Annotated in this window: 24 protein-coding genes; 20 read left to right on the top strand and 4 right to left on the bottom strand. The window is 49.0% G+C overall.

Annotated elements, in window-relative coordinates:
- The first annotated feature begins 33 nt into the window (after positions 1–33).
- The 3 genes from QP860_RS06880 to mnmG all read left to right on the top strand — a co-directional run bounded on the left by QP860_RS06880 (position 34) and on the right by mnmG (position 4,402).
- On the top strand, positions 34–885 hold the full coding sequence (locus QP860_RS06880) for an HAD family hydrolase (RefSeq protein ID WP_284912415.1): 852 nt from the start codon (positions 34–36) through the stop codon (positions 883–885).
- Positions 886–1,087: 202 nt separating this feature from the next.
- The gene (gene mnmE, locus QP860_RS06885) at positions 1,088–2,479 is read left to right on the top strand and encodes a tRNA uridine-5-carboxymethylaminomethyl(34) synthesis GTPase MnmE (protein ID WP_070619854.1); all 1,392 of its coding nucleotides are present in this window, start codon (positions 1,088–1,090) and stop codon (positions 2,477–2,479) included.
- A 21-nt stretch (positions 2,480–2,500) separates the two neighbouring features.
- Positions 2,501–4,402 carry a tRNA uridine-5-carboxymethylaminomethyl(34) synthesis enzyme MnmG gene (gene mnmG, locus QP860_RS06890; RefSeq protein ID WP_284912416.1) on the top strand — a complete coding sequence of 634 codons (1,902 nt, stop codon included), beginning with the start codon at positions 2,501–2,503 and terminating at the stop codon, positions 4,400–4,402.
- 890 nt (positions 4,403–5,292) lie between these two features.
- On the opposite strand, the gene QP860_RS06895 is transcribed toward mnmG, so the two are convergent.
- Both QP860_RS06895 and QP860_RS06900 read right to left on the bottom strand, forming a co-directional pair.
- Positions 5,293–5,508 (bottom strand): hypothetical protein, encoded by a 216-nt coding sequence (locus QP860_RS06895; RefSeq protein WP_070619847.1) that lies wholly within the window; start codon positions 5,506–5,508, stop codon positions 5,293–5,295.
- 9 nt (positions 5,509–5,517) lie between these two features.
- Positions 5,518–5,718 (bottom strand): hypothetical protein, encoded by a 201-nt coding sequence (locus QP860_RS06900; protein WP_070619844.1) that lies wholly within the window; start codon positions 5,716–5,718, stop codon positions 5,518–5,520.
- A gap of 292 nt (positions 5,719–6,010) precedes the next feature.
- Here QP860_RS06900 and QP860_RS06905 point away from each other — a divergent pair, with 292 nt between their 5' ends.
- The 3 genes from QP860_RS06905 (at position 6,011) to rsmG (ending at position 8,324) form a co-directional block, all read left to right on the top strand.
- The gene (locus QP860_RS06905; RefSeq protein ID WP_284912417.1) at positions 6,011–7,171 is read left to right on the top strand and encodes an MFS transporter; all 1,161 of its coding nucleotides are present in this window, start codon (positions 6,011–6,013) and stop codon (positions 7,169–7,171) included.
- A 98-nt stretch (positions 7,172–7,269) separates the two neighbouring features.
- Complete coding sequence (locus QP860_RS06910) at positions 7,270–7,599, top strand: DsrE family protein (protein WP_284911065.1); 330 nt, start codon at positions 7,270–7,272, stop codon at positions 7,597–7,599.
- Positions 7,600–7,607: 8 nt separating this feature from the next.
- Complete coding sequence (gene rsmG, locus QP860_RS06915; RefSeq protein ID WP_284912418.1) at positions 7,608–8,324, top strand: 16S rRNA (guanine(527)-N(7))-methyltransferase RsmG; 717 nt, start codon at positions 7,608–7,610, stop codon at positions 8,322–8,324.
- A 966-nt stretch (positions 8,325–9,290) separates the two neighbouring features.
- Here rsmG and QP860_RS06920 read toward each other — a convergent pair.
- Positions 9,291–9,455 carry a hypothetical protein gene (locus tag QP860_RS06920; RefSeq protein WP_284912419.1) on the bottom strand — a complete coding sequence of 55 codons (165 nt, stop codon included), beginning with the start codon at positions 9,453–9,455 and terminating at the stop codon, positions 9,291–9,293.
- 181 nt (positions 9,456–9,636) lie between these two features.
- Here QP860_RS06920 and QP860_RS06925 point away from each other — a divergent pair, with 181 nt between their 5' ends.
- Positions 9,637–10,491: a VOC family protein gene (locus QP860_RS06925; RefSeq protein ID WP_284912420.1), complete on the top strand. Its 855-nt coding sequence runs from the start codon at positions 9,637–9,639 to the stop codon at positions 10,489–10,491.
- Positions 10,492–10,612: 121 nt separating this feature from the next.
- On the opposite strand, the gene QP860_RS06930 is transcribed toward QP860_RS06925, so the two are convergent.
- On the bottom strand, positions 10,613–10,792 hold the full coding sequence (locus QP860_RS06930) for a hypothetical protein (RefSeq protein ID WP_284911062.1): 180 nt from the start codon (positions 10,790–10,792) through the stop codon (positions 10,613–10,615).
- Positions 10,793–11,135: 343 nt separating this feature from the next.
- Here QP860_RS06930 and QP860_RS06935 point away from each other — a divergent pair, with 343 nt between their 5' ends.
- From QP860_RS06935 to msrA, 13 genes are all read left to right on the top strand, one after another.
- Entirely contained in the window at positions 11,136–11,900 is a 765-nt protein-coding gene (locus tag QP860_RS06935) for a ParA family protein (protein ID WP_070619827.1), read from the top strand.
- Complete coding sequence (locus tag QP860_RS06940) at positions 11,890–12,822, top strand: ParB/RepB/Spo0J family partition protein (protein WP_284912421.1); 933 nt, start codon at positions 11,890–11,892, stop codon at positions 12,820–12,822. The genes QP860_RS06935 and QP860_RS06940 overlap by 11 nt, the downstream gene beginning before the upstream one ends.
- Positions 12,823–12,834: 12 nt before the next feature.
- Positions 12,835–13,035: a DUF951 domain-containing protein gene (locus QP860_RS06945; RefSeq protein ID WP_284911060.1), complete on the top strand. Its 201-nt coding sequence runs from the start codon at positions 12,835–12,837 to the stop codon at positions 13,033–13,035.
- A 22-nt stretch (positions 13,036–13,057) separates the two neighbouring features.
- On the top strand, positions 13,058–14,155 hold the full coding sequence (gene ychF / locus QP860_RS06950) for a redox-regulated ATPase YchF (RefSeq protein ID WP_070619819.1): 1,098 nt from the start codon (positions 13,058–13,060) through the stop codon (positions 14,153–14,155).
- 11 nt (positions 14,156–14,166) lie between these two features.
- Entirely contained in the window at positions 14,167–14,871 is a 705-nt protein-coding gene (locus tag QP860_RS06955) for a DUF1129 domain-containing protein (protein WP_284912422.1), read from the top strand.
- An 862-nt stretch (positions 14,872–15,733) separates the two neighbouring features.
- Positions 15,734–16,777, top strand: coding sequence for a thioredoxin domain-containing protein (locus QP860_RS06960; protein ID WP_284912423.1), 1,044 nt, complete (start codon positions 15,734–15,736; stop codon positions 16,775–16,777).
- Positions 16,778–16,910: 133 nt separating this feature from the next.
- Positions 16,911–18,392, top strand: coding sequence for an IMP dehydrogenase (gene guaB, locus QP860_RS06965; protein ID WP_070619807.1), 1,482 nt, complete (start codon positions 16,911–16,913; stop codon positions 18,390–18,392).
- Between the two features lie 140 nt (positions 18,393–18,532).
- On the top strand, positions 18,533–19,045 hold the full coding sequence (locus QP860_RS06970) for a type 1 glutamine amidotransferase domain-containing protein (RefSeq protein WP_284912424.1): 513 nt from the start codon (positions 18,533–18,535) through the stop codon (positions 19,043–19,045).
- Positions 19,046–19,550: 505 nt separating this feature from the next.
- A complete protein-coding gene (locus QP860_RS06975; RefSeq protein WP_067973754.1) occupies positions 19,551–20,255 on the top strand; it encodes a response regulator transcription factor in 705 nt (234 codons plus the stop codon).
- 27 nt (positions 20,256–20,282) lie between these two features.
- The gene (locus QP860_RS06980; RefSeq protein WP_284912425.1) at positions 20,283–21,428 is read left to right on the top strand and encodes a sensor histidine kinase; all 1,146 of its coding nucleotides are present in this window, start codon (positions 20,283–20,285) and stop codon (positions 21,426–21,428) included.
- A gap of 41 nt (positions 21,429–21,469) precedes the next feature.
- Positions 21,470–22,813 (top strand): serine hydrolase, encoded by a 1,344-nt coding sequence (locus QP860_RS06985; RefSeq protein ID WP_284912426.1) that lies wholly within the window; start codon positions 21,470–21,472, stop codon positions 22,811–22,813.
- A gap of 338 nt (positions 22,814–23,151) precedes the next feature.
- Positions 23,152–24,444: a serine--tRNA ligase gene (serS, locus tag QP860_RS06990; RefSeq protein ID WP_070619965.1), complete on the top strand. Its 1,293-nt coding sequence runs from the start codon at positions 23,152–23,154 to the stop codon at positions 24,442–24,444.
- 137 nt (positions 24,445–24,581) lie between these two features.
- Positions 24,582–25,100, top strand: coding sequence for a peptide-methionine (S)-S-oxide reductase MsrA (gene msrA, locus QP860_RS06995; protein ID WP_284879008.1), 519 nt, complete (start codon positions 24,582–24,584; stop codon positions 25,098–25,100).
- The last annotated feature ends 370 nt before the right edge of the window (positions 25,101–25,470 follow it).

Below are 25,470 nucleotides of genomic sequence, written 5' to 3' on the forward strand. Positions count from 1 at the left end.
GGTAAAAGCGTTCGAAAGAGACGGAGGTTCGTGATGACAGTTAAATTACTTGCGATCGATATGGATGAAACCCTCTTAAGGTCGGATAAGACCTATGATGCCAAGGCCTTCTTAGACATGGTGAAGGACTTGCGCAAGCGCGGAGTTGTGACTTGCATTGCTAGTGGCAATAGCCTCTCCAAGCTGGAATACTACTTGTCGGGTCCCCTGCAAGACCTGGTTTATTTGGCTGGTGAGAATGGCAATGTCATTGAAAAAGAAGGCGAGCGGATTGAAGAGAAGGTCATCGCTTTAGATGACTTACTGGCCCTGGACCAGGAAGTCCACGCCAATCCCAACTACAGCTCCTTAGTCAGCGCTGGGGATGGCTTCTATTCCACCCGCTTGATTGCTGAGAATGAGGCCAATATTCGGATTTATTGTCCCGATATTACCCTCCTAGATTCCTATGCAGAGCTTGAAGATTTGGGCCACCATCCGGTGAAATTAGCGGTCAATTCCTTTGAAGGGCTGGCGGCCAATAAGGATTTCGTGACTCAGATGAATGCGACCTTCCCGCGGATAACGGGCGTGACCTCTGCGACCATGTGGATGGACTTCATCAATGCCGAGGGAGGTAAGGGATCAGCTGTCCGCTACTTACAGGATAAGTACCAGATCCGTCCCGAAGAGACCATGGCCTTCGGGGATAGCCTGAATGACGCTTCCATGATGGGAGAGGTTGGCTACTCGGTGGCCATGGCCAATGCCGATCCCGATCTCAAATCCCTCTGCCGCTACGAGATTGGCAGCAATAATGAAGGGGCGGTCTTGCAAGTGATTGATCGCTATCTGAAGGCAGGAAACTTGGACTTTATGGCAGACTTTGTGCGGTCAGGAGATTAAAGAAAAAACAAGATCAAGTAGTTTACAAATTCCAAAAGACTCGGTATAATATGGTCGACTTTATATTTACCATTAAGCAACGACAGTCAAAGTGTCCGTCTGCTTCCTTGTTATTAGGGGGCAGACTAGGCACTTTTTTTGTTAGATAAATTAAGACGATTATAGGCTAAGGAAGAATGCTAAGGAAAGGGAGCGTGGGTTTATGTTTACGGAAGCTTTTGATACGATTGCTGCGATTTCGACGGCGCCTGGTGAAGGGGCGATTGGGATTGTCCGCTTGTCGGGGACTGATGCGGTCGAGATTGCGGATAAGATTTACCGGATGGGGAAGAAGCACTTGGCTGATCAAGACAGCCATACCATCCACTACGGCCATATTGTGGACCCTAAGACGGATGAAGAAATCGATGAGGTCATGGTGAGCGTGATGCGGTCGCCGCGGACCTTTACCCGGGAAGATATTGTAGAGATCAACTGCCACGGTGGGATGTTAGCGACCCAGCGGATCCTGGAATTGGCCCTGCGCGAGGGCTGTACCATGGCGGAACCTGGTGAATTCACCAAGCGAGCCTTCCTGAACGGTCGGATTGACTTGACCCAGGCCGAAGCCGTCATGGATGTGATCCGGGCCAAGACAGACCGGTCCATGCAGCAGGCGGTCAACCACTTGGACGGCCACTTGTCTTCTATCATCAAGGACCTGCGCCAGGAAATCTTGAATACCCTGGCCCAGGTCGAGGTGAATATCGATTATCCAGAATACGATGATGTGGAGGAAATGACCCTCTCCCTCCTGGCTGAGAAGACAGCCCAGGTCAAGGCAGGTATCCAATCCTTGCTAGCGACCTCCAAGCAGGGGAAGATCCTACGTGATGGTCTAAACACTGCCATTATTGGCCGGCCTAATGTGGGCAAGTCCAGTCTCTTGAATACCCTGCTCAGAGAAGACAAGGCTATTGTGACGGACATTGAAGGGACCACCCGTGACACTATCGAGGAATATGTCAATGTCCGTGGGGTTCCTTTGAAACTCATCGATACGGCAGGTATCCGGGAGACTGAAGACCAAGTCGAACGAATCGGCGTGGAACGGTCTCGGAAAGCCCTGGAACAAGCTGACCTGGTCCTCCTCCTCCTCAACCAGAGCGAGCCTTTGACTGATATGGACCGGGAATTATTGGAACTGACAGCAGGAAGTCAACGGATTGTGATCTTTAATAAGACCGACCTGCCAACAAAACTCGACCGGGCTGAATTAGAAAGCTACTTAGCAGATGATCCAGTGATTGAAACCTCCATGGTCGAACGAAGCGGCTTAGATGCCTTGGAAGAAGACATCGCTGAGCTCTTCTTCAGTGGACAGACGGGCGAACGAGATGCGACTTATGTGACGAATTCTCGCCACATCGACCTCTTGCAGAAGGCCGACCAAGCCTTGGATGATGTCGAGTCCGGGATTGCAGCCGGCATGCCCGTCGACCTGATCCAAATCGACTTTACCCGGGCCTGGGACTTGCTCGGTGAGATTACTGGAGAGAGTGCTCCGGATGAACTGATTACTCAACTCTTTACCCAATTCTGCTTGGGCAAGTAAGGACAGAGAAAGGATGAAATGATGGTAGAACAATTTGCAGCTGGAGACTATGACGTTGTCGTTGTCGGGGCTGGCCATGCGGGCTGTGAGGCAGCCTTAGCGACCGCTCGGATGGGACAGAAGACCCTCCTGATTACGATTTCTATTGATATGGTGGCCTTTATGCCTTGTAACCCTTCGATTGGGGGACCAGCCAAGGGGGTAGTGGTCCGTGAGATCGATGCCCTAGGCGGGGAGATGGGGGTCAATATCGATAAGACCTACATCCAAATGCGGATGCTCAATATTGGCAAGGGCCCTGCTGTGCGCGCCCTCCGCGCCCAAGCCGACAAGGAAGCCTATGCCCGAACCATGCGCCAAACCATTGAAAACCAAGAAAATCTGGACCTGCGCCAGGGTATCGTGAGTGACTTAATTGTTGAAGACGGCCAGTGCCGGGGGGTTATCACGGAAACAGGGGCTGTTTTCCGTAGCCAGGCAGTGATCTTAACAGTCGGGACAGCAGCTCGCGGTGAAATTATTATCGGTGACCTGAAATATTCTTCAGGCCCCAACAACTCCCAGGCCGCTACCGAATTGACTAAGAACTTAGCTGAGAAATATGGCTTTGACATTGTCCGCTTCAAGACGGGGACCCCACCCCGGGTAGCCAAGGATAGCGTGGACTATGACCAAACCAGCATCCAGCCCGGAGATGAAGCCCCCCACCACTTCAGCTTCCTCTCTGACGATGAAGACTACCTGCCTGCAGACGAGCAGATCCCTTGCTGGCTGACCTATACCAATGAAGGCACCCATGAGATTATCCGTGAGAATTTGGACCGGGCCCCTATGTTTACAGGGATTGTGGACGGGGTTGGTGCCCGCTACTGCCCATCCATTGAAGATAAGATTGTGCGCTTTGCCGACAAGGACAAGCACCAGCTCTTCTTGGAACCAGAGGGCCGCTACACTAATGAAATCTATGTCCAAGGCCTGTCGACTTCTATGCCGGAAGAAGTCCAAGAAGCCATGATCCATTCCATCAAGGGCTTGGAAAAGGCCCGCATTATGCGCGACGGCTATGCCATTGAATATGATGTGGTTCGCCCTAATCAATTGAAGGTCACTTTTGAAACCAAGCATATCGATAACCTCTATACCGCTGGCCAGACCAATGGGACTTCAGGCTATGAAGAAGCAGCCGGCCAAGGCCTCTATGCGGGGATCAACGCCGCCTTGAAGATCCAGGGTAAGGACCCCTTCATTATTGGCCGCGACGAGGGCTATATCGGGGTCATGGTCGATGACCTGGTGACCAAGGGGACGACCGAACCCTACCGCCTGCTCACTTCTCGGGCTGAATACCGGCTCCTCCTCCGCCATGACAATGCCGACCTCCGCCTGACCGAATATGGCCGCCAGCTCGGCCTAGTGACGGACGAGCGCTACCAACGCTATCTCTTCGAACAGAATGCGGTCATGTCCGAGCTCAACCGCCTACAAACCACCCGGCTCAAGCCGACTGCCGACCTCCAAGCCTACCTCGAAGACAAGGGCTCTGCTCGCTTGAAGGACGGCATCCTGGCCGCTGACCTGCTCAAACGACCTGAACTCAAAATTGCTGATATCTTGAAATTCGCCCCATCCGACACCGACTACCCCCACGAAGTCTGGGACCAAGTCGAGATCCAAGTTAAATATGCCGGCTACATCGAAAAAGCCCAGCGCAATGTGGACAAACTCCACCGGATGGAATCCAAGGTCATCCCTGAAGACATCGACTGGGAAGCCATCGAAGGCATCGCCACCGAAGCCCGCCAACGCCTAGCCGAAATCGGTCCCCGCACCCTGGCTCAAGCCAGCCGCGTCTCCGGCGTCAACCCCGCCGATATCTCCATCCTTGCCGTGTACCTGCAATCAGGGAAAGTTAAAAGGGTGTAGAATATAAATGGTGCTAGTGAGCATCCGTTCCGCTTTTGAATTTGATCCTTAAAAGCCATGGCACCGGCTCGAGCCAAGGTCTCTCGCCTAGCGAGATTCAAACGGCTCGTACGGCTAAAGCCTACGATCCGTAATTCTCTTCGCTTGCTTTTTCATGGCTAAGGATCAACTTCAAAGCTCCACTCTTGCTCATAAGGACATGGTTAAGTAATTTTGATTCAATTCTTAGTATGCAGTATCATTAAAAATCAAAGAGTGTCTATCTTTCTGCTTTCTGGAATTCGACTAACTATCTCTAATCAACCCTCAAACAGGAGCCTGGATTGTGTGTTGGCTGCTGTCAACACACAATCGTAAGCTCCAAGTGTGGACTGCTAGACTTCAATACACACTCAGGATCTTGGATTGTATGTTGACAAGTTTCAACCCACAATCAACCCTTTCCAGTGAGGCTTACTAGGTCCCAATACTCACTCAAGCCCTTCGAGTGAGGCTTGGCCTTATCAAGCTTCACTGAAAAATAAGGAAAACCAAGCCTACAAGGATGAAAGACCTTGTAGGCTTGGTTTTTCTGCTTGTGCTAAGCAAGGCCCAGGGGGAAGCCGGCGCTATTCCAATCCGATAAATAAAAAAGACCAGTAACTTCCAAGAGTTCAGAAGTTTACTGGTCGTAGATGATAGATTTATTTTTCCTTTGCCTTCCGAGCGCTCTGATCCTTCACTGCTAGAAGGAGGAAGAGGGCGGTGGATAGGCTGAGTAAGAAGTATTGGATAGTTTGGTCTGCATGGACAAAAGCTATTAGGTTGAAGAATAGAAAAAGATAGATTAATGAATTGGTATGTTTCATATATTTAAAAGTAAGTAAGCCTTATCCTTACTTCACTTCCTATCATTGACGGTTTTTCTTGCCTTCTTCATAGAAATATTTAGCCAAGCGAGTCAGTGGCCAACACACAATTACTATGAAGATGACAAAAATGAAGAGGCGGAAGAAATAGTTCTCCCAAGAGTCAAAGTCGCGGAAAACACTGAGGACAGAATAGACAATAAAGATCCTAGTCGAATAGCCGATAAGTTGATTTTTATACTGTTTAAAGAAATCCATGAAATCCCTCTATTCCTTAGTCTTCGGTCTGCGGAAGACCATGCCTAAAACGACAGCAAGGATAAAAAAGGAAAGAGAGAGGAGCATCCGATGGCTGGGTGCGGAGAAATGCTCGACCAGCAAGATGTAATTACTGATGAGCAGACCAGCTATAATGAGCAATTTAATTAATTCCGGTGTGCGGTATAAGAATTGGTGAACTCTATCCATAAAACGCCTCTCCTTTCGCTGTCTGTCTTTCATTTACACTTTTATTTTAACAAGGATAAGAAGCGCTTTCAAAGAGACTTGCTTCTATTCGATATATATATGGAGCATTTTTATATGGTTCGTTATTTATTAATTTGTATGACAAGCTTAGTGGGATGTCCTAGCCAGTCTATCTGCTCTCACTCCCTTTCTCATAAATCTTTTAGGCGGCCAAGCTTGACTTTTTGCTCAAAGATTGCCAAAATGATCGAATACAATGCTATTGGTGAAGTTTTTAGAGTGGAGGTAGAAGATGACGAGAAGTTTACGGGGAAATGACCAAGCCATGCCCTGGCCGGTGATTCTCCTGATGAGTGTGATTACATTATTAGCGATTATTTCGGAATTATTGCCTGCGGGTCTCTTGACGGAGATGGGCGAGAGCCTGTCCGCAGATTATTCCATGGTGGGCCAATTTGTTGGGGCCTATGCCCTGACCGCTGCCCTGGGTGCGATTCCGGTGACCCGGCTGGTGACTAAGGTGAACCGACGTCCCCTCTTGATTGCGGTGGTCCTAGGCTTTGGTCTGGGCAACTTATTGACAGCTATTTCGCCTTATTTCTGGCTGGTCATGGGGGCCCGCTTGATTGGTGGGGTCTGTGCCGGCTTGATGTGGTCCATGTTGGCGGCCTATACCCTGCAGATGGTGCCGACTGCCCATGCGGGTCGGGCGGTAACCCTGGTCTTCTCGGGTTCTACCATTGGCCTGAGCCTGGGCGTGCCCTTGATGACCTATATTGGCCAAGCCATGCACTGGCGCTTAGCCTTTGGACTGGTAGCTCTAGGCTTCTTCATTGTTGCCGCTTTTGGCTATAAGCTCTTGCCTTCAGTGCCTGGCCAATCCAGTGCCCACTTGATTAGCCCCAAGGATATGGTGAAGAACCGCAACGTGATGATGGTGGTTGTCCTCACCTTCCTCTTTGTCTGCGCCCATTACACCAGTTATGTCTATATTCAGATGATTGCGGAAAGATTAGGCATGGGCCTTCAAGCCATGCAGATTGTCTTTGGATTGGGTGCTATCTGTGCGGTAGTTGCAGTGGCCCGTTTGATCGACGACCACCTCAAGTCCATCATGCTGACGGTCTTTATTATCGGGATCATCGCCATGGCTATCTTCATCTGGGGGGCTTCTTCGCTCTGGCTGGGCTTCATCGGCATGTTCCTATGGGGGCTCAGCTTCGGTCCGATTTCGACCCTGATGCAGACAGCTACCACCCGGCAAACCTCAGAGGGTCAAGATATTGCCATCTCCCTGCAGACGACCAGTTTCGACCTGTCAATTATGATTGCCAGTGGGGTCGGGGCCTTCCTCTTGAAGTCATTTGGCCTCTCAGCCACCCTGCTCTTCGCGATCTTTATGTTTGTGATGGGATTGGCCTTAGTTGTGACCCATCCTAAGAATTTTGAATAAAGTACTACATCCTCCTAGGCATGGTCTTGGGAGGATTTTTTTGTTGGGGGAAGTATGCTATACTGACAATGATAATAGACGAGAAGGAGTCGATCGGAATGAAACGTGTGGTATTCCATGTCCATGAAATGAAATCATGGCCAACATTATTTACTTATTTAGAAAAAGCTTATGAAGTGACCCCTGACTTGAAAACGGTGGTTGTTGCCAATGGCGCAGCCGTTCGGATTGCTGAGCGTGAGGAGCTTCTCGACCAGGCCAAGCCTTGGTTGGACCGCGGAGTGACCTTTGAACTCTCCAAGCCCAGCTTAGAGCGGGAAGGGATTGACGAAGACCGAGTAGCCCAAGTTGGCCTAGAAGTTGCTCTAGATGGTGTAGCAGCCCTGATTAACTACCAACACGACCGCTATGCCTACATTAGAGTCTAGGAGGCGCCATGAATCCCGAACAATTTCAAAATAAACTCCAAGAGTCAGGTATCTCCCTGACCGACCAACAGATGGCCCAATTCGCCCGTTACTATGAGCTCTTGGTCGAATGGAATGAGAAGATGAACCTGACGGCCATTACCGACCGCGATGAGGTCTACCTCAAGCACTTCTACGATTCCCTGACCCTGGCCTTCCACGTTGACCTCAGCCGCCCGCTGACCCTGGTAGACGTCGGGGCAGGAGCAGGCTTCCCGAGCATCCCGCTCAAGATCGCCTTCCCAGAACTCCAGGTCACTATCGTGGACAGTCTCAAAAAACGGATCGGTTTCCTGGATACGGTTATTGACGAACTCGGTTTAGACCAGGTTCAGGCCATCCACGACCGGGCCGAAACATTCGGCCAGAACAAGGCCCAACGCGCCCACTATGACCTGGCCACCGCCCGCGCTGTGGCTCGCCTTTCCGTCCTCGCTGAATTCTGCCTGCCCCTGGTCAAAAAAGACGGCCTTTTTGTTGCCATGAAGGGAGCCCAGGTCGAAGACGAACTCGCGGACGCCAAGAAAGCCATCGCCACCCTCGGCGGAAAATTCCTCGAAGACGCCGCCTTCGAACTCCCCGAAAACGCCGGCGAACGCCACATCATCCGTATCGCCAAGAAAAAAGAAAGCCCCAACAAATACCCCAGAAAACCCGGCACCCCAGCCAAAAAACCAATTCAGTAAAAAAAAGGTGTGAGCGAGAGCGTTTAGCTTTGGATGCTTGGAGTAAGTCGGAATAAGGGCAAGCCCTGCTTGCACGTTTCCGACTTGCGAAAGCACTCCAAAGCTGCTCTTGCGAACCCGACTAAAGGGTGTGAACAAGAGGATTCAATCTCAAAGCAAGGTCTTAGCTAGCTTATTTTTATTATGGTGGTGCAGGGTGGCTTGTCTAGCTGCTGCCCAGCTTTCAAATGAAAGCGGAATTTGAGAGTAGCGTGGGCCGCACTTTTAAATGGACATGGAGTTTGAGAGTAGCAGAGGTCAAACTTTCAAATGGACATGGAGTTTGAGAGTAGCTGAGCCCCAACTTTTAAATAGAGCTGATGGTTAGAAGTTGCACCACCCTACTCACTAATAATGCCTATCAAGACAATTTAATTCAAAACAAATAAGGAAGCAGTAGATTTTCTAAGTATCTACTGCTTCTTTTTTGCTTATTTCTGTTTTAGTGTCAGTGACTAATGATAAAAAAAATTTATTACAATTGTTTTGAGCAGGAGTGGAGCTTTGAATTTGATCGTTAGCCATGAACAAGCAAGCTTAAGGGGGTGAGGGCTGGCGGTTAGCTTTCGTTCACTGGAGTAAGTCGTCGGAGCAGTCTGCAAGACTGCGGCGGAGACTTGTGAAGTGACACGAAAGTTGCCAGACCGAACCCGACTAGATGTGAATTACGGATAGTCGGCGTAAGCCGTTACTAGCCAAAACCTGCTCCAAAAGTCAGCTCTGACTCCACTTCACAAAGGCTGTCCGAGCCTCCGCAAGGCTCTTCCAGCCTTTGCTCCAGTGGTTCAGAGCTTAACGACTTTTGTCGCACTCTAACTTTGAAGCTCGTTAGGCGAGAGACCTTGGCTCGAGCCGGTGCCATGGCTCTTCAACGATCAAATTCAATAGCGGAACGTATGCTCGCTAATACAATACATCAAAGCTTCCTTATTTTTTCAAATTCAATCCTAGCACATATAAAAGCAGGATCAGAAATTGAAGGGCAAATGGAATCGTTAGGGAGAATATTTTTTCGATAAGGGCTAGGACTAAGAAGATAAAGCAGGCATGCAAACAAGTAACTATGAAAGACCGTAAAATTTCTCGTGACATAAGTACCCCTCCTAAAAATTAATTCAATGCTTTCATTAAGGCCAGGCTAACATATTAAAGGGCTTCAGCCAAATCAAAATTACTCCAAGACTTATTGCTTCGGTTTGGAAATAAAACATGCTAGACTGGTTACTGAATGTAAGTAAAGACGGAAAAAGTAAAACAAAGGAGCAAATATTCTATGACTAGACATGTGACCGAATCAGCGACTCAAGTGACTACTAAAGCGGTGGCAATTAATGCGCTCGATCCCAAGGCCTTGGCAGACTTCTACCAAGAAACGATTGGGCTCAGCCAAATTGAGGTTAAGGATGGTATTTATTACCTGGGAACGCCAGATGGGCAAGTTCTCCTCGAGATCTATCCCACTGATGAGCGCAAGAAGGACTATACCGGCCTCTACCATATGGCCTTCCTCCTGCCCAGCCGCAAGGACCTAGCCAATAACTTCAAGCACCTCCTCCAGGTCAAAGCGCCCCTCGATGGTGCCTCTGACCACGGCTACAGCGAGGCCCTCTACCTCCAGGACCCTGAGGATAATGGGATTGAAATCTATGCTGATAAGGACCAAGCTGAATGGGATATTAACGAGTCTGGGGCTATCGCTGGGATTGTTGAACCTATAGCGGCAGAGGAAGTCCTCGCCCTAGCTGAAGCAGGTGACTACCAGGGCATGCCGAACGGAACCATCATGGGCCATATCCACCTCCACGTCCATGACATCGAAGAGACCATGAACTTCTACTATGACGTGATGGGTCTCGGCGTCAAATTCCTCATGGGCAAGTCCGCCCTCTTCATGGCGACCGGTGACTACCACCACCACCTTGGGGCCAATGTTTGGCGCAAGGGCATCGATCCACAGGGAGACTACACCAGCCAGGGCCTCCGCGAAAGCATCTGGCAGGGGAGCCAAGACGACCTGGACTGGGTGGAAGACCAACTCAAGGCCAAGGCGATCGACTATGACAAGGACCGCTCCAGCCTGATCTTCCACGACCCCGCCCAAACTCAAATTCGCTTAGTGTTAGCCTAATTTTAGACGATATATGAAGTAGCTGTCAGGGCTCACTCTTGGACTAGAGTTTTGAATAACTTTATAGCAAATAAAGAGGCCAGGACCATTGTCCTAGCCTCTATTTTTATACTTATATTCTCTAGTCTTCCTCCTTACGACCCTCCCACCAGTAGTAGAGCACGATTAGAAAGGCGATGTTTCCAGGTATGGAGCTGAAGGCCTCCAAGAGGGCGGGTGACCAAAAGTATTCCAAGATACCGTTTAAGAGTGTATCGATGACAAGACACCAAAAGACAATTTTTAAACTAGAGTGTGGCATGTCGATTCCTCCTTGCTTAGGGGGCTGAGCTCGCTCCTTCACTAAGCGAGCAAGTGACGGCTGGCAAGTCAATACAAATTATGTTTACGCTTACATGATAACATGTTAGGCTTTCAGCGTGAAATGATAGGCTCCTAACTTGTGGAAGTCTTCTAAAGATAAAATTATGAGCACAGGGGGCTTTTTTTTGATACAATGAAGGAGACAGAATAAAATATGTGCGAAGAATGTCAGACTCGAGCTGGGATTCGGAAGAAATGCGAGGAGGAAGGAGCGCATTTCCTTCCTTTTTTCTTTCTTGGCTTGTGACTGCGCGGCAAGCGACTAAGGAGGTAATTAAAATATGGGAAAGGTAATTGCGGTTGCCAATCAGAAAGGTGGCGTTGGTAAGACCACCACGACAGTGAACCTGGCGGCCTGCCTGGCTTACAATGATAAGAAGGTTCTCTTGATCGATAGCGATGCCCAAGGGAATGCCAGCAGTGGCCTAGGGATCAACAAGGCAGAGGTCGAAGAGGATATCTACGATGTGCTCATTAATGGCAAGGACTTGGCAGATGTGACCCTGCCTTCTTCCCGGGAGAATGTGGATGTCGTCCCAGCGACCCTGCAATTGGCGGGGGCTGAGGTGGAATTGACCAATGTTCCCCACCGTGAGCAGCGGATGAAGGAGGCTATTGCGCCGGTCCGCGACCAGTATGATTATATCTTTATCGATTGCCCGCCTTCCCTGGGGCACTTGACCCTCAATGCCTTCACCGCAGCGGATTCCGTCCTCATTCCTGTCCAGAGTGAGTACTATGCCTTGGAAGGGTTGAGCCAGTTGCTTAACACTATTCAACTGGTTCAGAAACACTTCAATCCGCACTTGAAGCTGGAAGGGGTCTTGATGACCATGTATGACGCGCGGACCAATCTCAGCAATGAAGTGGTCCAAGAGGTGCGCAAGTACTTCGGTGACAAGGTTTATGACACCCTGATTCCGCGCAATGTCCGTTTATCCGAAGCCCCTTCTTATGGCCTAGCCATTATCGACTATGACAAGCGATCGCGGGGTGCGGAAGTCTATCTTGAATTAGCAAAGGAAGTGCTGGCAAATGACGACTAAGAACCGTGGTTTAGGTAAAGGAATCGGCGCTTTCTTCTCAGATGAAAGCAATCCTTTTGAAAAAGATTATATCGGAAGCGACAGCCAGGAAGCCGCCCAGGCGCCGCTTGATCCTGATCATGAGCAGGTGGTAGAGGTTGCCCTTGATGAGATTCGCCCCAACCCTTACCAGCCGCGGCTCAATTTCTCAGAGAAGGCCCTGCAAGAGTTGGCGGATTCCATTGCGGAACAGGGGCTCCTCCAGCCCATTATCCTCCGCAAGTCGGCCATTAAGGGCTATGAGATCATTGCAGGGGAGCGCCGTTACCGGGCGACCAAGCTGAATGGGGCCGAGACCATCCCCGCTATTGTACGCGAGATGACCGATGCCCAAATGATCGAAACCGCGATCATTGAGAACTTGCAGCGGGAAGACCTGACCCCTTTAGAAGAGGCCCAGGCCTATCAGAATTTAATTGATAGCTTGTCTCTGACTCAGGCTGAAGCGGCCAAGCGTTTGGGCAAGAGCCGGTCCTATATTGCCAACTACCTCCGCCTCTTGGACCTGACACCGGAAGTGAAGGAATTGGTCCAAGACGGTGACTTGTCCATGGGCCAGGCCCGGACGCTTTTGGCCCTAAAGAATCCCAAAGACCAGACCCGACTAGCTAAGAAGGTGGTCAATGAGGGGATGACGGTCCGCCAATTGGAGAAGATGGTCCAGAGTCTGAATGAACCCGTCGAAGCTCAGAAGAGTCAGAAGGTCCAAGAGCCGCAGAAACCGACCTATATCCGCGAGAGTGAAGACCTCTTGATGGACAAGTTCGGGACCAATGTGCAGATCCAGAGCAAGGGGGACCACGGCAAGATCGAGATTGAATACTTGTCCGAGGAAGACCTGACCCGGATCTTAGATTTATTGAATATTCGCCTAGATGATTAAGGAGGGGATAGGATGGTAGACAAGAATTATGGCCTCCATGATGTGGTCGAGATGAAGAAGCCCCACCCTTGCAAGACCAATGCCTGGGAGATTATCCGTATGGGCATGGATATCCGGATGAAATGTCAGGGGTGCGGCCAGTCCGTGATGATGCCACGGCGCGAATTCGAAAAGAAAATGAAAAAAGTTCTTGAAAAAGCAGAAAATGAATAGGAAAGTGAGTGAACAATAAGCAATGGCTTTAACAGCAGGAATTGTCGGCTTGCCAAATGTGGGCAAGTCAACCTTATTTAACGCAATTACCAAGTCGCAAGTGGAAGCAGCCAACTACCCCTTCGCGACGATTGACCCCAATGTAGGCGTGGTGGAAGTCCCTGACGACCGCCTCTGGAAGATTACCAAAGTGGTAGAACCTAAGAAGACGGTCCCTACGACCTTTGAATTTACCGATATTGCGGGTATCGTGAAGGGAGCCTCCAAGGGGGAAGGCCTAGGCAATAAGTTCCTAGCCAATATCCGTGAAGTGGACGCCATCTGTCATGTGGTCCGTTGTTTCGATGATGAGAACATTACCCATGTGAGCGGCGGTATCAATCCCCAAGACGATATTGAGACCATCAACCTGGAATTAGTCCTGGCTGACCTGGAAAGTGTCAGCAAGCGCTACGAAAAAGCAGCTAAAATGGCTAAGTCCAAGCAGCATGAGGCCGTTGTTGAAGCCAATGTCCTGGGCCGGATCAAGGAAGCCCTGGAAGCTGGTACGCCTGCCCGGGCCTTGGATTTCAACGAAGAAGAGATGGGCTTTGTTAAACAGCTATTCCTTTTGACCATGAAACCTGTCCTCTATGTCGCCAATGTGGAAGAAGAGGATGCCGCATCTGGCAACAACGAACACGTCCAAGCGGTTCGCGAAATTGCGGATGCGGAAGGAGCTCAAGTGGTTGTTGTCTGCGCCAAATTGGAAGAAGACCTGGCAACTATGGAAGAGGATGACCGGGCCATGTTCCTGGAAGACCTCGGTATGGAACAATCAGGCCTAGATGTCTTGATCCAACGGTCCTACACCCTGCTTGGCCTTGCCACTTACTTTACCGCTGGGGAGCAAGAAGTTCGGGCTTGGACCTTCAAGAAGGGCATGAAGGCTCCTCAAGCCGCTGGCATTATCCACTCCGACTTCGAGCGCGGCTTCATCCGGGCTGAAACCGTTCACTACGATGATTTAATGACTTACGGCAGCATGCAGGCTTGCAAGGAACACGGTAAGTACCGGTCGGAAGGTAAGGATTATGTCGTTGAAGATGGCGATATCATGCTCTTCCGCTTCAATGTTTAGGAGGTTTTTCGATGACACAAGACCAATCCATTAAAGACCAGGAAGTCAGCCTGGCTGACCTCCAAGCAGAAAACCAGAAACTCTACCCTGAACTGACCAAGCGCAACCAAGACTTCATCTTCCAATTCAATAAGGAAATGAAGGCCCAGGGTGCAGAAGAAGCGGCCATCCGCCATGAAAATACTATGATCAAGGAAATGTTGGACAAGCAAGGTCAGGGGATCACGGCCAACCATCTTTACGGCACGCCTGTCCAATATGCCCAACAAGTTCTCTATGACCCGACTGAAGTTGAAGTAAAGCCTGCGAGCTTCCAGCAGCTCTGGTTGGATAGCGCCCTCTTCATCGGCGGTATGTTCGCTGCCCTAGCTGGCATCGGTGCCATCAGTAGCAACCAAGAGGCTAACAGCCAATCCTTCGGTGTGATTTCCTTAATCATTAACTTTGTCCTTGGTGGTTTGGCTATGGCGATTCTGACTTACTACCAACAAAACATGGACCGAGAGGCTAAACACCCCGTCCTCCGCTATATTGGTGTTGGCGCAGCGGTGGTTATCGTCTGGATTGGCGTGGTGAGCCTGAGCACCCTCCTTATCCCTGCCAGCATCAACGTCGTCCTCCCAGCCTTCCTCTACTTCGCCATCGCCGTCATCGCCTTCGTCGGCAGATGGTGGTATAAGAAAACCTATAACATCCAGACCAACACACTGTTTTAACAAGGGTGTGAGCAAAGGCGTTCAGAAGCTTACCACTGGAGCACGATCGAAAAAGGGCAAGCCCCGCTTGCACGTTTCGATCGTGTGAAGTGGAGAAGCTTCTGCCTTTGCGAACCCGACTACACAGGGTGTGAAGGCTAGCGGGAGAAATAGATCTCTGGAGCCAAAAGCCAGAGAAGACTGAAAGTCTTCGGCGGATTTTGGTGAAGAGGAGCTATTTCTGCTAGCCTGAACCCAACTAAGGGTATGAGCAGACCATCTAAACAGACAAACAACCCTTCACTAAGCTAGCCTCCTGTTGCTAGCTTAGTTTTGTTAATAGGGAAACTTTCAATTGGTCATCGTAAGCATGCTAGACTTGATAGGATCATTTTTTTTGATATTGTAAAATATGAAGCAAGATACTAAATAATTGAGGTGATTTCAGAAATGACTCAGCCCGTGATCTACCGAAAAGATGTCTTTGCCATTTCTATCCTGATTCAAATTCTTGTCCTAGTCCTGTTTAAAGTATCTGGCATATCGCTTCGAAGCTGGTTGACGATAGCCGTCCCAATTTACCTTATGCATGCTTTTTATGTGATAAGATTCATCCAATACCATAGAAAGCATCGGCATAACTAAGGAAAGCCAGTAGCCAATGACTCAATAAAAAGTCAGTATCAAGCCCCCAAATTTTGGCTTTAAAGTCTAAATTTGAGGGCTTTTTCAATAGTTAAGGCCAAATTCAAATGCGGAAGGCATGCTCACTAATACCATTCACCTATTAGATTTTCCCTATCCCTACTGGAGGCCTTTTTATAGTCCTTGCCCCTTCTTCTTGTTACAATGAACTTAACTTAACTGAGGAGGTTGTTTCTATATGAATACGGCAGATATCAATACCAAGGGAATCGGCACAGAGCTCGGTTTGAAATTGGGCTGCGATGAGGCCCCTATTAAATCCATTGAATTTATTAACTACCGCTGTCCTTTTGCCCGGAAGTTCTTCCAAAGTAATTCTTACTTATTAGACGAGTGGGTGGCAGCGGGCAAGTTGCAGCGGATTATCAAATCTTATGACCGCGACAAGCATGACCTGTCCAAGGCTAATATCCTCCACCAATACATTGACTATGGCCGGCCAGAAGAAGCTTATGAATTGATTCATTATTTCTATGCTAACCAGGATGTCTGGGGGGAAATGGACCACGATGGCGTCAAAGATTGGGTGGAGAATGTGGTCGGACTCGAGCGGCAAGCTAATGAAGAAATCGCCCAGGCCATCCGCCAAGAAGGGGAAGACAATGGTGTGCGTTTCGTTCCTACTGTTATCCTCGCTGGTCATATCTTAGATGAACACGAAGACCATTTCACTATCCGTAAGTGGCTAGCTGAAGCCTTGGAAGACCAAGACTTAGCCAATGATTTTGACCCGTCTGCCCTGAACGATTCCAACGGTTTTGTCCTCGGCTCGGACCAGGCAGAAAAGACCATCTATCAATTTATCGACCTCTATGAAGCGGAATCAGCAGCCTATGCCAAGGAAGCTTTCCCTATTCTGCGCCAAGCCCTCGCTTCGGGCCAAGTGCGCTTAGTGACTAAAATCTTTAGTTTACGCCATGGGGGCGGCTACAAGGGTGAAGTGATGCAGCGCTTTGTGGACTATCAAACGCCCGAAAAGGCCCTGTATCAAGTCGAAGAGATCCTCGCTCGGCGTCCCGAATGGGTAGCCTCTGACTTTGAAGGTGTCTTCAAGTTTGCGGAAGAAGAGCTGGGCTACGACTACCAAGGTAACCAAGCAGCCCTCAAAGCCGCTTACAGAGAAGGTAAGGCAGTGGGCGTGGAAGCCAGTCCAGCCGTCTTCATTGATGGCCAAGGCTTCCAAGCTGACCAAGCCCTCTCAGCCCTTCAAAATAAGCTATAAGACGAACAATAAAATAAAATTTGTATAAAAAGTTCGCTATTAACCGCAAAAGATTAAAATAATTGTTGACAATTTCGGAAGTTCGGGCTATCCTATTGAATAATCTAAAAAGGAAAAGGAGCGGATTAACACCATGTCGAACTGGGAAAATAAATTTGTCAAAGAAGGAATTACCTTCGATGATGTCTTACTCGTGCCTGCTGAAAGTGATGTCCTACCTGATGAAGCGGATTTAGGGATCCAGCTATCTGACCACTTGAAATTGAATGTCCCTATCCTATCAGCTTCGATGGATACGGTAACGGAAGCGGATATGGCTATTGCCATGGCACGGTCTGGCGGCTTAGGAATTATCCATAAGAACATGACCATTGACCGTCAGGCTGAGGAAGTTCGCAAGGTGAAACGCTCGGAGAGTGGCGTCATCACCAATCCTTTCTATCTCTTCCCAGACAATAAGGTGCAAGAAGCTGAAGATTTGATGGCGCGCTACCGGATCAGTGGAGTTCCTATCGTCAAGGATGAGAGTTCGCGTGAATTACTGGGGATCATCACCAACCGCGACATTCGCTTCGTCCGCGACCTCTCCGAACCGATCCACGAATACATGACCACTGAAGAGATGGTCACCGCTCCTTCGAATACCAGCCTAGAAGAAGCCGAAGCTCTCCTACAAAAATACCGGATTGAAAAACTCCCCTTGGTTGATGACCAAGGTCGTTTGACCGGCTTAATTACCTTCAAAGATATTCAAAATGTCACTGACTATCCCAATGCAGCCAAAGATGCCAAGGGACGTTTGGTCTGTGGGGCAGCTGTCGGTGTGACTTCAGATACCTTCGAACGGGCCAAAGCCCTCATTGAAGCAGGTGTGGATGCCATTGTCATCGATACTGCCCACGGCCATTCCAAGGGCGTCCTCCGCAAGGTCAAGGAAATCCGCGACCAGTTCTCAGAGGTCACCCTGATTGCTGGGAATGTGGCCACAGCGGAAGGTACCCGGGCCCTTTTTGAAACAGGGGTCGATATTGTCAAAGTCGGCATTGGACCTGGTTCAATCTGTACTACCCGGGTAGTGGCTGGGGTCGGCGTGCCCCAATTAACCGCCATTTATGATGCCGCTGAAGTGGCCAATGAATTTGGCAAGACCATCATCGCTGATGGAGGGATTAAGTATTCAGGAGATATTGTCAAGGCCCTGGCTGCTGGGGGCCATGCCGTGATGCTAGGTTCCATGCTAGCAGGGACGGACGAATCGCCGGGTGAAATTGAGATCTACCAAGGCCGCCGCTTCAAGACCTACCGCGGCATGGGCAGTCTGGGCGCCATGAAGAAGGGCTCAGCTGACCGCTACTTCCAAGGAGAAGTCAACGAAGCCAACAAGCTGGTCCCAGAAGGTATCGAAGGCCGGGTCAGCTACAAGGGCTCAGTGGTTGATATCATCTTCCAAATGGTCGGTGGTATCCGGTCCGGTATGGGATATTGCGGGGCACACAATATTGAAGACCTCCGTCAAAATGCCCAGTTTGTTCGCATGTCAGCCGCTGGTCTGATTGAATCCCACCCCCACGACATTCAAATTACCAAAGAAGCACCTAACTACTCACGTGGATAAGTGCCAAGGACAAGCGTCTAGCCCAGGCTAGGCGCTTTTCTTATAGCAAGGCTGAGCGGATTACTCGCCTTTCGTTCGCTCACATGTTAGGATGAAAGAGAAGTTGAACTTGTAATGAATTGAAGGAGGTTCCATAATTTATGGCAAAAATTGCAGCAATTATCACAGACCTATTCGAAGATTCAGAGTTTACATCACCTAAGGCAGCCCTCGAGGCAGCTGGTCACGAAGTCGTCACCGTGGGGCTCGAAGCAGGCCAAACTGTTACCGGTAAGAGTGAAGATACAGAAGTCGAAGTCGCTGTTGGCATTGATGCGGCAGAAGGTGCGGATTACGATGCCCTGCTCATTCCTGGCGGCTATTCCCCTGATAAATTACGGGGCGACGAGCGCGTATTAGATTTTGTGCGCCACTTTGCCTTCAAGCGCAAACCAATCTTCTCCATCTGCCATGCCCCTCAATTACTCGTCAATGCTGACGTACTGAAAGGTAAGTCCATTACAGCTGTTAAACAAGTGGCCGTTGACGTGAAAAATGCGGGCGCCAACTTCTTTGATGAAGAAGTTGTCATTGACCCATCCGGCATTATCTCCAGCCGGACTCCGGCCGACTTAGATGCCTTCAATGAAGCCATTGTCGATGCTTTGAAATAGGCTCTATATGAATAAAGCAAGGAGCAGGGCAGCCTGCTCCTTTTTATTTGGAGTGCTGAGGGTGGAGTAACCCACACTCGGAAGCTTCGATTGGGGCTTGGTCAAGCTAAGCGCCAAGTCTCACACCCTCCAGTCGGGTTCGGTCGCGCAGAAGTGGCTCCTCTTCACAAAAGGGAACGACCGGCTAAAGCCGTTCTTATCCCTTTTGCTCCAGAGGTCCACTTCTACCCGTGCGCCCTCACACCCTTTGCAGTCGGGTTCGCAAAGGCAGAAGCTTCTCCACTTCACACGATCGAAACGTGCAAGCGGGGCTTGCCCTTTTTCGTTCGTGTTCCAGTGGTAAGCTTCTAAACGCCTTTGCTCACACCCTTTGATTTAATTCTTTCTTAAGGAGATTTGTGGGTTTTCTTTAAACAATTATAGGGATGTTTTGCTAAAATATAGGGGAGTATGTTCTTAGTAAAGTAATAGTATGTAAATAAGTTTTGTGTAAGGGAGTGGCGAGATGAAGTTATTGATTGTTGATGATGATAAGGATATTGTTGAGTTACTGACGATTTATTCTAAGAATGAGGGCTACCAGGTGGTCCAGGCTTTTGATGGGGATGATGCCCTCAAGCAGATGGTGGATAATCCGGATATTGACTTGATGATCTTGGATATTATGATGCCGGGTAAGGATGGCTTGACCCTCTTGAAGGAACTCCGGGGGCGGAATGTTGAAATTCCAATCCTCTTGTTGTCGGCTAAGTCCAGCGATATGGACAAGATTTCTGGTTTGACGACGGGGGCGGATGACTATGTGACCAAGCCCTTCAATGCCCTCGAAGTGATGGCCCGGGTCAAGTCCCTCTTGCGTCGGGCTAACTTGTCGGATGAGAATAATACCGATACGATTGAGATTGGGCCTCTAACCATCCATAAGAATTCCCATGAGGTGAAGACCATCGATGGCAAGGAGATCCAGCTCACGGCTTTAGAATTTGGGATCCTTTACCTCTTGGCCAGCCATCCGAATGAAGTCTTCAGTGCGGACGAAATTTTTGAACGGGTTTGGCAGCAAGATTCTGTTGTTTCTGCCAAGACGGTGATGGTCCATGTCAGTCACCTGCGCGATAAGATTGGTAAGGCAACCAATGGCGATAAGGTGATTTCAACAGTTTGGGGGGTAGGCTACCGGATTGTCGATCCGACAGCTGACCAAGCCTAGTACCAAGGGATGAAGGGAGGCAAGTGCATGTATCATTCCAAGCGAAGTAAATACCGCGTCTTTCTTGAAGTTTTCTTTGAGGCGGTGGTTTGGACAGCCATTCTTTTGCTGGGGTATTTTGGCATTATGTTCGTTTTGATCTTTGCCTACGATTATTACTATGTCCAGATTATGCAGCAAAATCCCTTCTCCATTATTCTCCAACCCTATTTCCAGCAGAATTTCTTCTTAGGATTCACCCTTTGCTATGTGGTGATTGGTCTGGGGGCAGTCGCTTGGCGGATTTATCGCCGTTATCGGACGGTCCAATTGGGTTATATCTTGGATGAACTGCATTTTATTTCTCAGGGAAACTATGACCACCGGATTTCCAGTAAGCACTTGGATTCGATGAAGCCGGTGGTGTCCTCGATTAACCGCCTGGTGGATAGCACGGTTGAGGCCATGGAGGAGGAGCGCCGGATTGAACAGTCCAAGGATGAGTTGATTGTCAACATGTCCCATGATATCCGGACCCCGCTGACCTCGGTGATCGGCTACTTGGGTCTCTTGGAGAGCGGCCATTACAATGATGAGGAAGAAATGAAGCACTATGCCCATATTGCTTATATCAAGTCCCTGCAATTGCAGCGGATGGTGAATGACCTCTTTGAATACACCAAGATTAGCCAGGTCAATATCCAGCTCAATGTTATGCCCATCAATGTGGTACGGATGCTCCAGCAGATGCTGGTTGAATTTGAGATGGAGGCGGAACAAGCCGGTCGCGAGCTCCGCTTGGATGTCCCAGAAGACCAGGAAATAATTGTCGATGTGGATCCAGAGCAACTGGCCCGGGTTTTCTCTAACCTACTGACCAATGCCTTTAAATATGGTGGCGATGGTGACTATGTCCGTGTGGCGGTCAGCCAGGATGCTAAAGAGACCACTTTTGTCGTCGAAAATGATGGCGACCAGATTCCAGAAGAGGCCTTAGACCGGCTTTTCCAACGCTTTTACCGGGTGGATAGTTCACGCTCGCAAGAAAAATCCGGTAGCGGCCTAGGCCTGGCTATTGCAGAAGGGGTGGTCTTCCATCACCATGGCAAGATATGGGCGGAATCGGATAGCCAGAGCACACGTTTTATTTTTAAAATTCCGAATCATTACCAGGAAGAGAGGTTGAATGGATGACTCTTGGAAAGAAGCTGAAAGTTTTTAAAGTGGGGCTCGTTTTGACTTTGTTATGGACGGTTTTCAGTCCGACTTTGGTTCTTGCTGAGGATCGGGGAACGAGCCTGGGGGACTTTTCTAGCCAGCTGGCGAGTCAATTGAACTTGGAAGTTGACCAGGCCGCAGCTATGGATCCAGCGACTGGCCAGGCCCTCTTCCGCTACCAGGATGATGACTTGCACGGGATTGCTTCCTTGACCAAGTTGCTGAGCTTGTATGTGGTTTACGATGCCATCAAGGCTGGTCAATTAGATTTCGATACCAAGATTCCCGTCTCTGAAGGGGTAGCTGAACTCTCCCGCCTCCCCAACTTATCTAATGTCCCTCTGGATGCGTCAACGGACTATTACACTGCCGGCGACCTGATCGATGCTACCTTAATTTATTCAGCTAATTCAGCCATTGTAGCCCTGGCCCAATATGTGGCAGGGGACGAGGCAACTTTTGTGGAAAAGATGGGCGATAAGCTGGAGTCTTTAGGGATCACAGATTACAAACTCTACACGGCTTCGGGTTTAGATGGGAAATATCAGACGACCCATGGTGACCAGTACACCAGCCAGGACGAGAACCAGATGCGGGGGATTGATCTCTTGCGGATGACCCAGCACTTATTGGAAGACTATCCTGATATTCTCAAACGCTCGGCGGTTCCTGTTAAAGACTTCCAAGTTAACCCAGAGACGACTTTTCGGATGGTGAATTTCAATGAGTTTCTCCCGGGACTGGCTCATGGACGCGAGGATGTCTTGGGCTTGAAGACCGGGACGGAAGACTTAGCTGGAGCCTGTATCCTGATTGTCAGCCGGATCAACGACCGTCCTGTCTTGCTTTTGACCCTGGGGGCGAGCGATAATGAGGCTCGCTACCGGGAAACTAACAAGTTATTGAACGGCCTGCAGGACAACTTGGCTTGGACCCTCCTCCACCAAAAAGGGGAAGTCTTCGCTAGCCGGGACCATGTGGATGTCTACCAAGGACGCCAAGACCAGGTGGACCTGCTCTACCAGGATAATTCAGCTGCCTTCTTGCCCCAAGGAATCGATTGGGCCCAAGAAAAGGTGGAATCTTATAGCGATAATTGGCGGTACACCCCCCAAGGGACCCTGCAGGTGAAGGCTCCGCTTGATCCTAGTCAGGCTGTTAACCAGGTGACCATCCGTCTGCCCTTCCTTGAAGACGTGGAGGGTCAGGATATGGCCTTGACCAATGCCATTGTGCCGAGTGAAGAAGTGGAAGGCCTGAGCCCCATTGTCCGGGTGACACGGCGCATGTCCCAGTTGATTGAATCCTTGGTGGACCAGGTGGAAGACTGGCTCGATACGCAAAGTGCAAAGGCAAATTGACATTTATTGAGAGAAAGATTATAATAGCATTAATAGATAAAAAGTAGGATTGTGACTAGTAAGTGATGGATAAGTTCAAGAGAGTCCGTGGTTGGTGGGAACGGATACTTGTTATCATGGAATCCACACAATCGCTGAGTGCGAGCCCGTAGATGGGTGAAGCATTTCCGGACAGACCGTTAACTGAAGAGTGCAGCAAGCATATAGTGATATGCTGAAGCAGGGTGGTACCGCGCAATAATGCCGAAACAAGCAGCTATTCCGTCCCTTTCTTAATCGAAAGGGTATGGAATAGCTTTTTTATTTTAATTTTTTACATTAATGGAGGAGGAAGACCCATGATTGATATGCGTCAATTACGAAATAATTTTGAAGAAACAGCCCAATTGTTAGAGACTCGCGGGGTGAGCCGGGAAGAGTTGGACCAAGTGATGGCTCTCGATGAAGACCGTCGTAAGCTCTTAGTTCAAGTCGAAGAACAGAAGAAAGTCCGTAACCAAACCTCAGAAGAAATTGCCCAGTTGAAACGGAACAAAGAAGATGCAGATGACAAGATTAAGGCCATGCAGGAACTAGGCGAGGAAATCTCTAAGCTAGACCAAGAAGTCAAAGCGGTTGAAAACAAACGTCATGATATCTTAGCCCGCATTCCGAATTTGCCTGCAGAAGGCGTTCCAGTAGGGGAAGATGAAGACGATAATGAAGAAATCCACCGCAAGGGCGAGCTGCCAAACTTTGACTTCACGCCTAAAGCCCACTATGAAATTGGTGAAGACTTAGGCATCCTTGATTTCGCAGCAGGCGGCAAGGTAGCTGGCTCACGCTTCCTCTACTACCGTGGGATGGGGGCTAAGCTAGAGCGGGCTCTCTACAACTTCATGCTCGACCAACACGCTAAGGAAGGTTATATTGAAACCATCACCCCTTACCTGGCCAATGACCAAGCTATGTACGGGACTGGTCAGTTCCCTAAATTTACTGAAGATGTTTTCCAAATTGAACATGACGACCGCGACTTGACCTTGATCCCAACTGCCGAAGTGACCTTGACCAACTACTATGCAGGAGATATCATTCCAGGTGAAGAATTACCTATTAAGTTCACCGCGATGTCACCTTGCTTCCGTTCAGAAGCGGGTTCTGCAGGCCGGGATACCCGGGGCTTGATCCGTCTCCACCAATTCCACAAGGTTGAAATGGTCAAATTTGCTAAACCAGACCAATCCTTCGATGAACTCGAAAGCATGACCCAAAATGCGGAAAATATTTTAGATATGCTGAAATTACCTTACCGCCGCATCGTTCTCTGTACCGGTGACATGGGCTTCTCAGCTTCTAAGACTTATGATATCGAAGTTTGGATCCCAGCCCAAGATACCTACCGGGAAATTTCATCATGCTCAAACTGCGTAGACTTCCAAGCACGCCGGGCTAAGATCCGCTACCGCGATGAGAACGGTAAACCGCAACTCGCCCATACCTTGAATGGTTCAGGTTTGGCTGTCGGTCGGACCGTAGCAGCAGTCCTTGAAAACTACCAAAATGCGGATGGCTCAGTGACCATCCCAGAAGTACTCGTTCCTTACATGGGTGGCGTAACGAAGATTACTAAAGAGAATGCACTGGGTTAGAAACAAAGTGGAATAATAGATAAGAAGAGGTTGGAGGCAAAAGCCCCAGCCTCTTTTGTCATTTGAGACCTAGAAGTAGGTGAACGACCGAAAAGCTGTTACAATAGAAGTAAGTTAGCAAAGGAAGGTGATGCGATATGGCAGAAAAGAAAGCTATTTTTGCAGGGGGATGTTTTTGGTGTATGGTCCAACCCTTCGACCAATATCCTGGTATTATTTCAGTTGTATCGGGTTATACAGGTGGACATGTGCCCAATCCAACTTATCAGGAAGTCTGCCGGGGCAATACCGGCCACACAGAAGCTGTCGAAATTACTTACGACCCTGAAGTGATTTCATATGAAGACTTACTGAAGATTTACTGGCAACAGACAGACCCAACGGATGCCATGGGTCAATTCGTTGACCGGGGAGATTCTTACCGGCCAGTAATCTTTTATGCGGATGAAGAGCAGAAGCAAGCAGCACTTGATTCAAAAGCGGCACTCGAAGCCAGCGGACGTTTCGACGATCCGATTGTGACTCAGATTGAACCCGCCCAAGCCTTTTATCCAGCAGAAGATTACCACCAAGATTTCTATAAGAAGAATCCCGAACACTACCAACGCTACCGTCGAGGCTCTGGCCGCCAAAGCTTTATTGACGAAAATTGGTAGGAGAACGAGTAAAGAGTGACAAAAGCTGCTAGCTGGGCTTTTGTCACTTTTTATTTTTCTAAGTAAAATTAAGAAAAAGACTTTACAAAGATCTAGAAAGGTGATAATATATTTCTTGTCCTCAAAAAGGCCGTAAGTAAAATAAATGTTTTTGAAAAAAAGCCTTGACGAAGATCTGTGAGAAATGCTATACTATAAAAGTTGTTTCTCAAGAAAACAAAAAAGAATTTGAAAAAGTTCTTGACATTTCGTTCTTGATGAGATATCATTAAATAGTTGTCTCAAAGAGAGACGAGATAGACCTTTGAAAACTGAACAAAGAAGACGAACCAATTGTGTAGGGCATCAACCTCGAGTTGATGAACCAACA

This window comes from Aerococcus sp. UMB1112A (assembly GCF_030230715.1).
Classification (GTDB): Bacteria; Bacillota; Bacilli; order Lactobacillales; family Aerococcaceae; genus Aerococcus.

What these genes read in the sequence shown, in the direction of transcription:
- QP860_RS06880 (WP_284912415.1), top strand. Translation starts at nt 34, where the DNA reads ATGACAGTTAAATTACTTGCGATCGATATGGATGAAACCCTCTTAAGG.
- mnmE (WP_070619854.1), top strand. Translation starts at nt 1,088, where the DNA reads ATGTTTACGGAAGCTTTTGATACGATTGCTGCGATTTCGACGGCGCCT.
- mnmG (WP_284912416.1), top strand. Translation starts at nt 2,501, where the DNA reads ATGGTAGAACAATTTGCAGCTGGAGACTATGACGTTGTCGTTGTCGGG.
- QP860_RS06895 (WP_070619847.1), bottom strand. Translation starts at nt 5,508, where the DNA reads ATGGATTTCTTTAAACAGTATAAAAATCAACTTATCGGCTATTCGACT.
- QP860_RS06900 (WP_070619844.1), bottom strand. Translation starts at nt 5,718, where the DNA reads ATGGATAGAGTTCACCAATTCTTATACCGCACACCGGAATTAATTAAA.
- QP860_RS06905 (WP_284912417.1), top strand. Translation starts at nt 6,011, where the DNA reads ATGACGAGAAGTTTACGGGGAAATGACCAAGCCATGCCCTGGCCGGTG.
- QP860_RS06910 (WP_284911065.1), top strand. Translation starts at nt 7,270, where the DNA reads ATGAAACGTGTGGTATTCCATGTCCATGAAATGAAATCATGGCCAACA.
- rsmG (WP_284912418.1), top strand. Translation starts at nt 7,608, where the DNA reads ATGAATCCCGAACAATTTCAAAATAAACTCCAAGAGTCAGGTATCTCC.
- QP860_RS06920 (WP_284912419.1), bottom strand. Translation starts at nt 9,455, where the DNA reads ATGTCACGAGAAATTTTACGGTCTTTCATAGTTACTTGTTTGCATGCC.
- QP860_RS06925 (WP_284912420.1), top strand. Translation starts at nt 9,637, where the DNA reads ATGACTAGACATGTGACCGAATCAGCGACTCAAGTGACTACTAAAGCG.
- QP860_RS06930 (WP_284911062.1), bottom strand. Translation starts at nt 10,792, where the DNA reads ATGCCACACTCTAGTTTAAAAATTGTCTTTTGGTGTCTTGTCATCGAT.
- QP860_RS06935 (WP_070619827.1), top strand. Translation starts at nt 11,136, where the DNA reads ATGGGAAAGGTAATTGCGGTTGCCAATCAGAAAGGTGGCGTTGGTAAG.
- QP860_RS06940 (WP_284912421.1), top strand. Translation starts at nt 11,890, where the DNA reads ATGACGACTAAGAACCGTGGTTTAGGTAAAGGAATCGGCGCTTTCTTC.
- QP860_RS06945 (WP_284911060.1), top strand. Translation starts at nt 12,835, where the DNA reads ATGGTAGACAAGAATTATGGCCTCCATGATGTGGTCGAGATGAAGAAG.
- ychF (WP_070619819.1), top strand. Translation starts at nt 13,058, where the DNA reads ATGGCTTTAACAGCAGGAATTGTCGGCTTGCCAAATGTGGGCAAGTCA.
- QP860_RS06955 (WP_284912422.1), top strand. Translation starts at nt 14,167, where the DNA reads ATGACACAAGACCAATCCATTAAAGACCAGGAAGTCAGCCTGGCTGAC.
- QP860_RS06960 (WP_284912423.1), top strand. Translation starts at nt 15,734, where the DNA reads ATGAATACGGCAGATATCAATACCAAGGGAATCGGCACAGAGCTCGGT.
- guaB (WP_070619807.1), top strand. Translation starts at nt 16,911, where the DNA reads ATGTCGAACTGGGAAAATAAATTTGTCAAAGAAGGAATTACCTTCGAT.
- QP860_RS06970 (WP_284912424.1), top strand. Translation starts at nt 18,533, where the DNA reads ATGGCAAAAATTGCAGCAATTATCACAGACCTATTCGAAGATTCAGAG.
- QP860_RS06975 (WP_067973754.1), top strand. Translation starts at nt 19,551, where the DNA reads ATGAAGTTATTGATTGTTGATGATGATAAGGATATTGTTGAGTTACTG.
- QP860_RS06980 (WP_284912425.1), top strand. Translation starts at nt 20,283, where the DNA reads ATGTATCATTCCAAGCGAAGTAAATACCGCGTCTTTCTTGAAGTTTTC.
- serS (WP_070619965.1), top strand. Translation starts at nt 23,152, where the DNA reads ATGATTGATATGCGTCAATTACGAAATAATTTTGAAGAAACAGCCCAA.
- msrA (WP_284879008.1), top strand. Translation starts at nt 24,582, where the DNA reads ATGGCAGAAAAGAAAGCTATTTTTGCAGGGGGATGTTTTTGGTGTATG.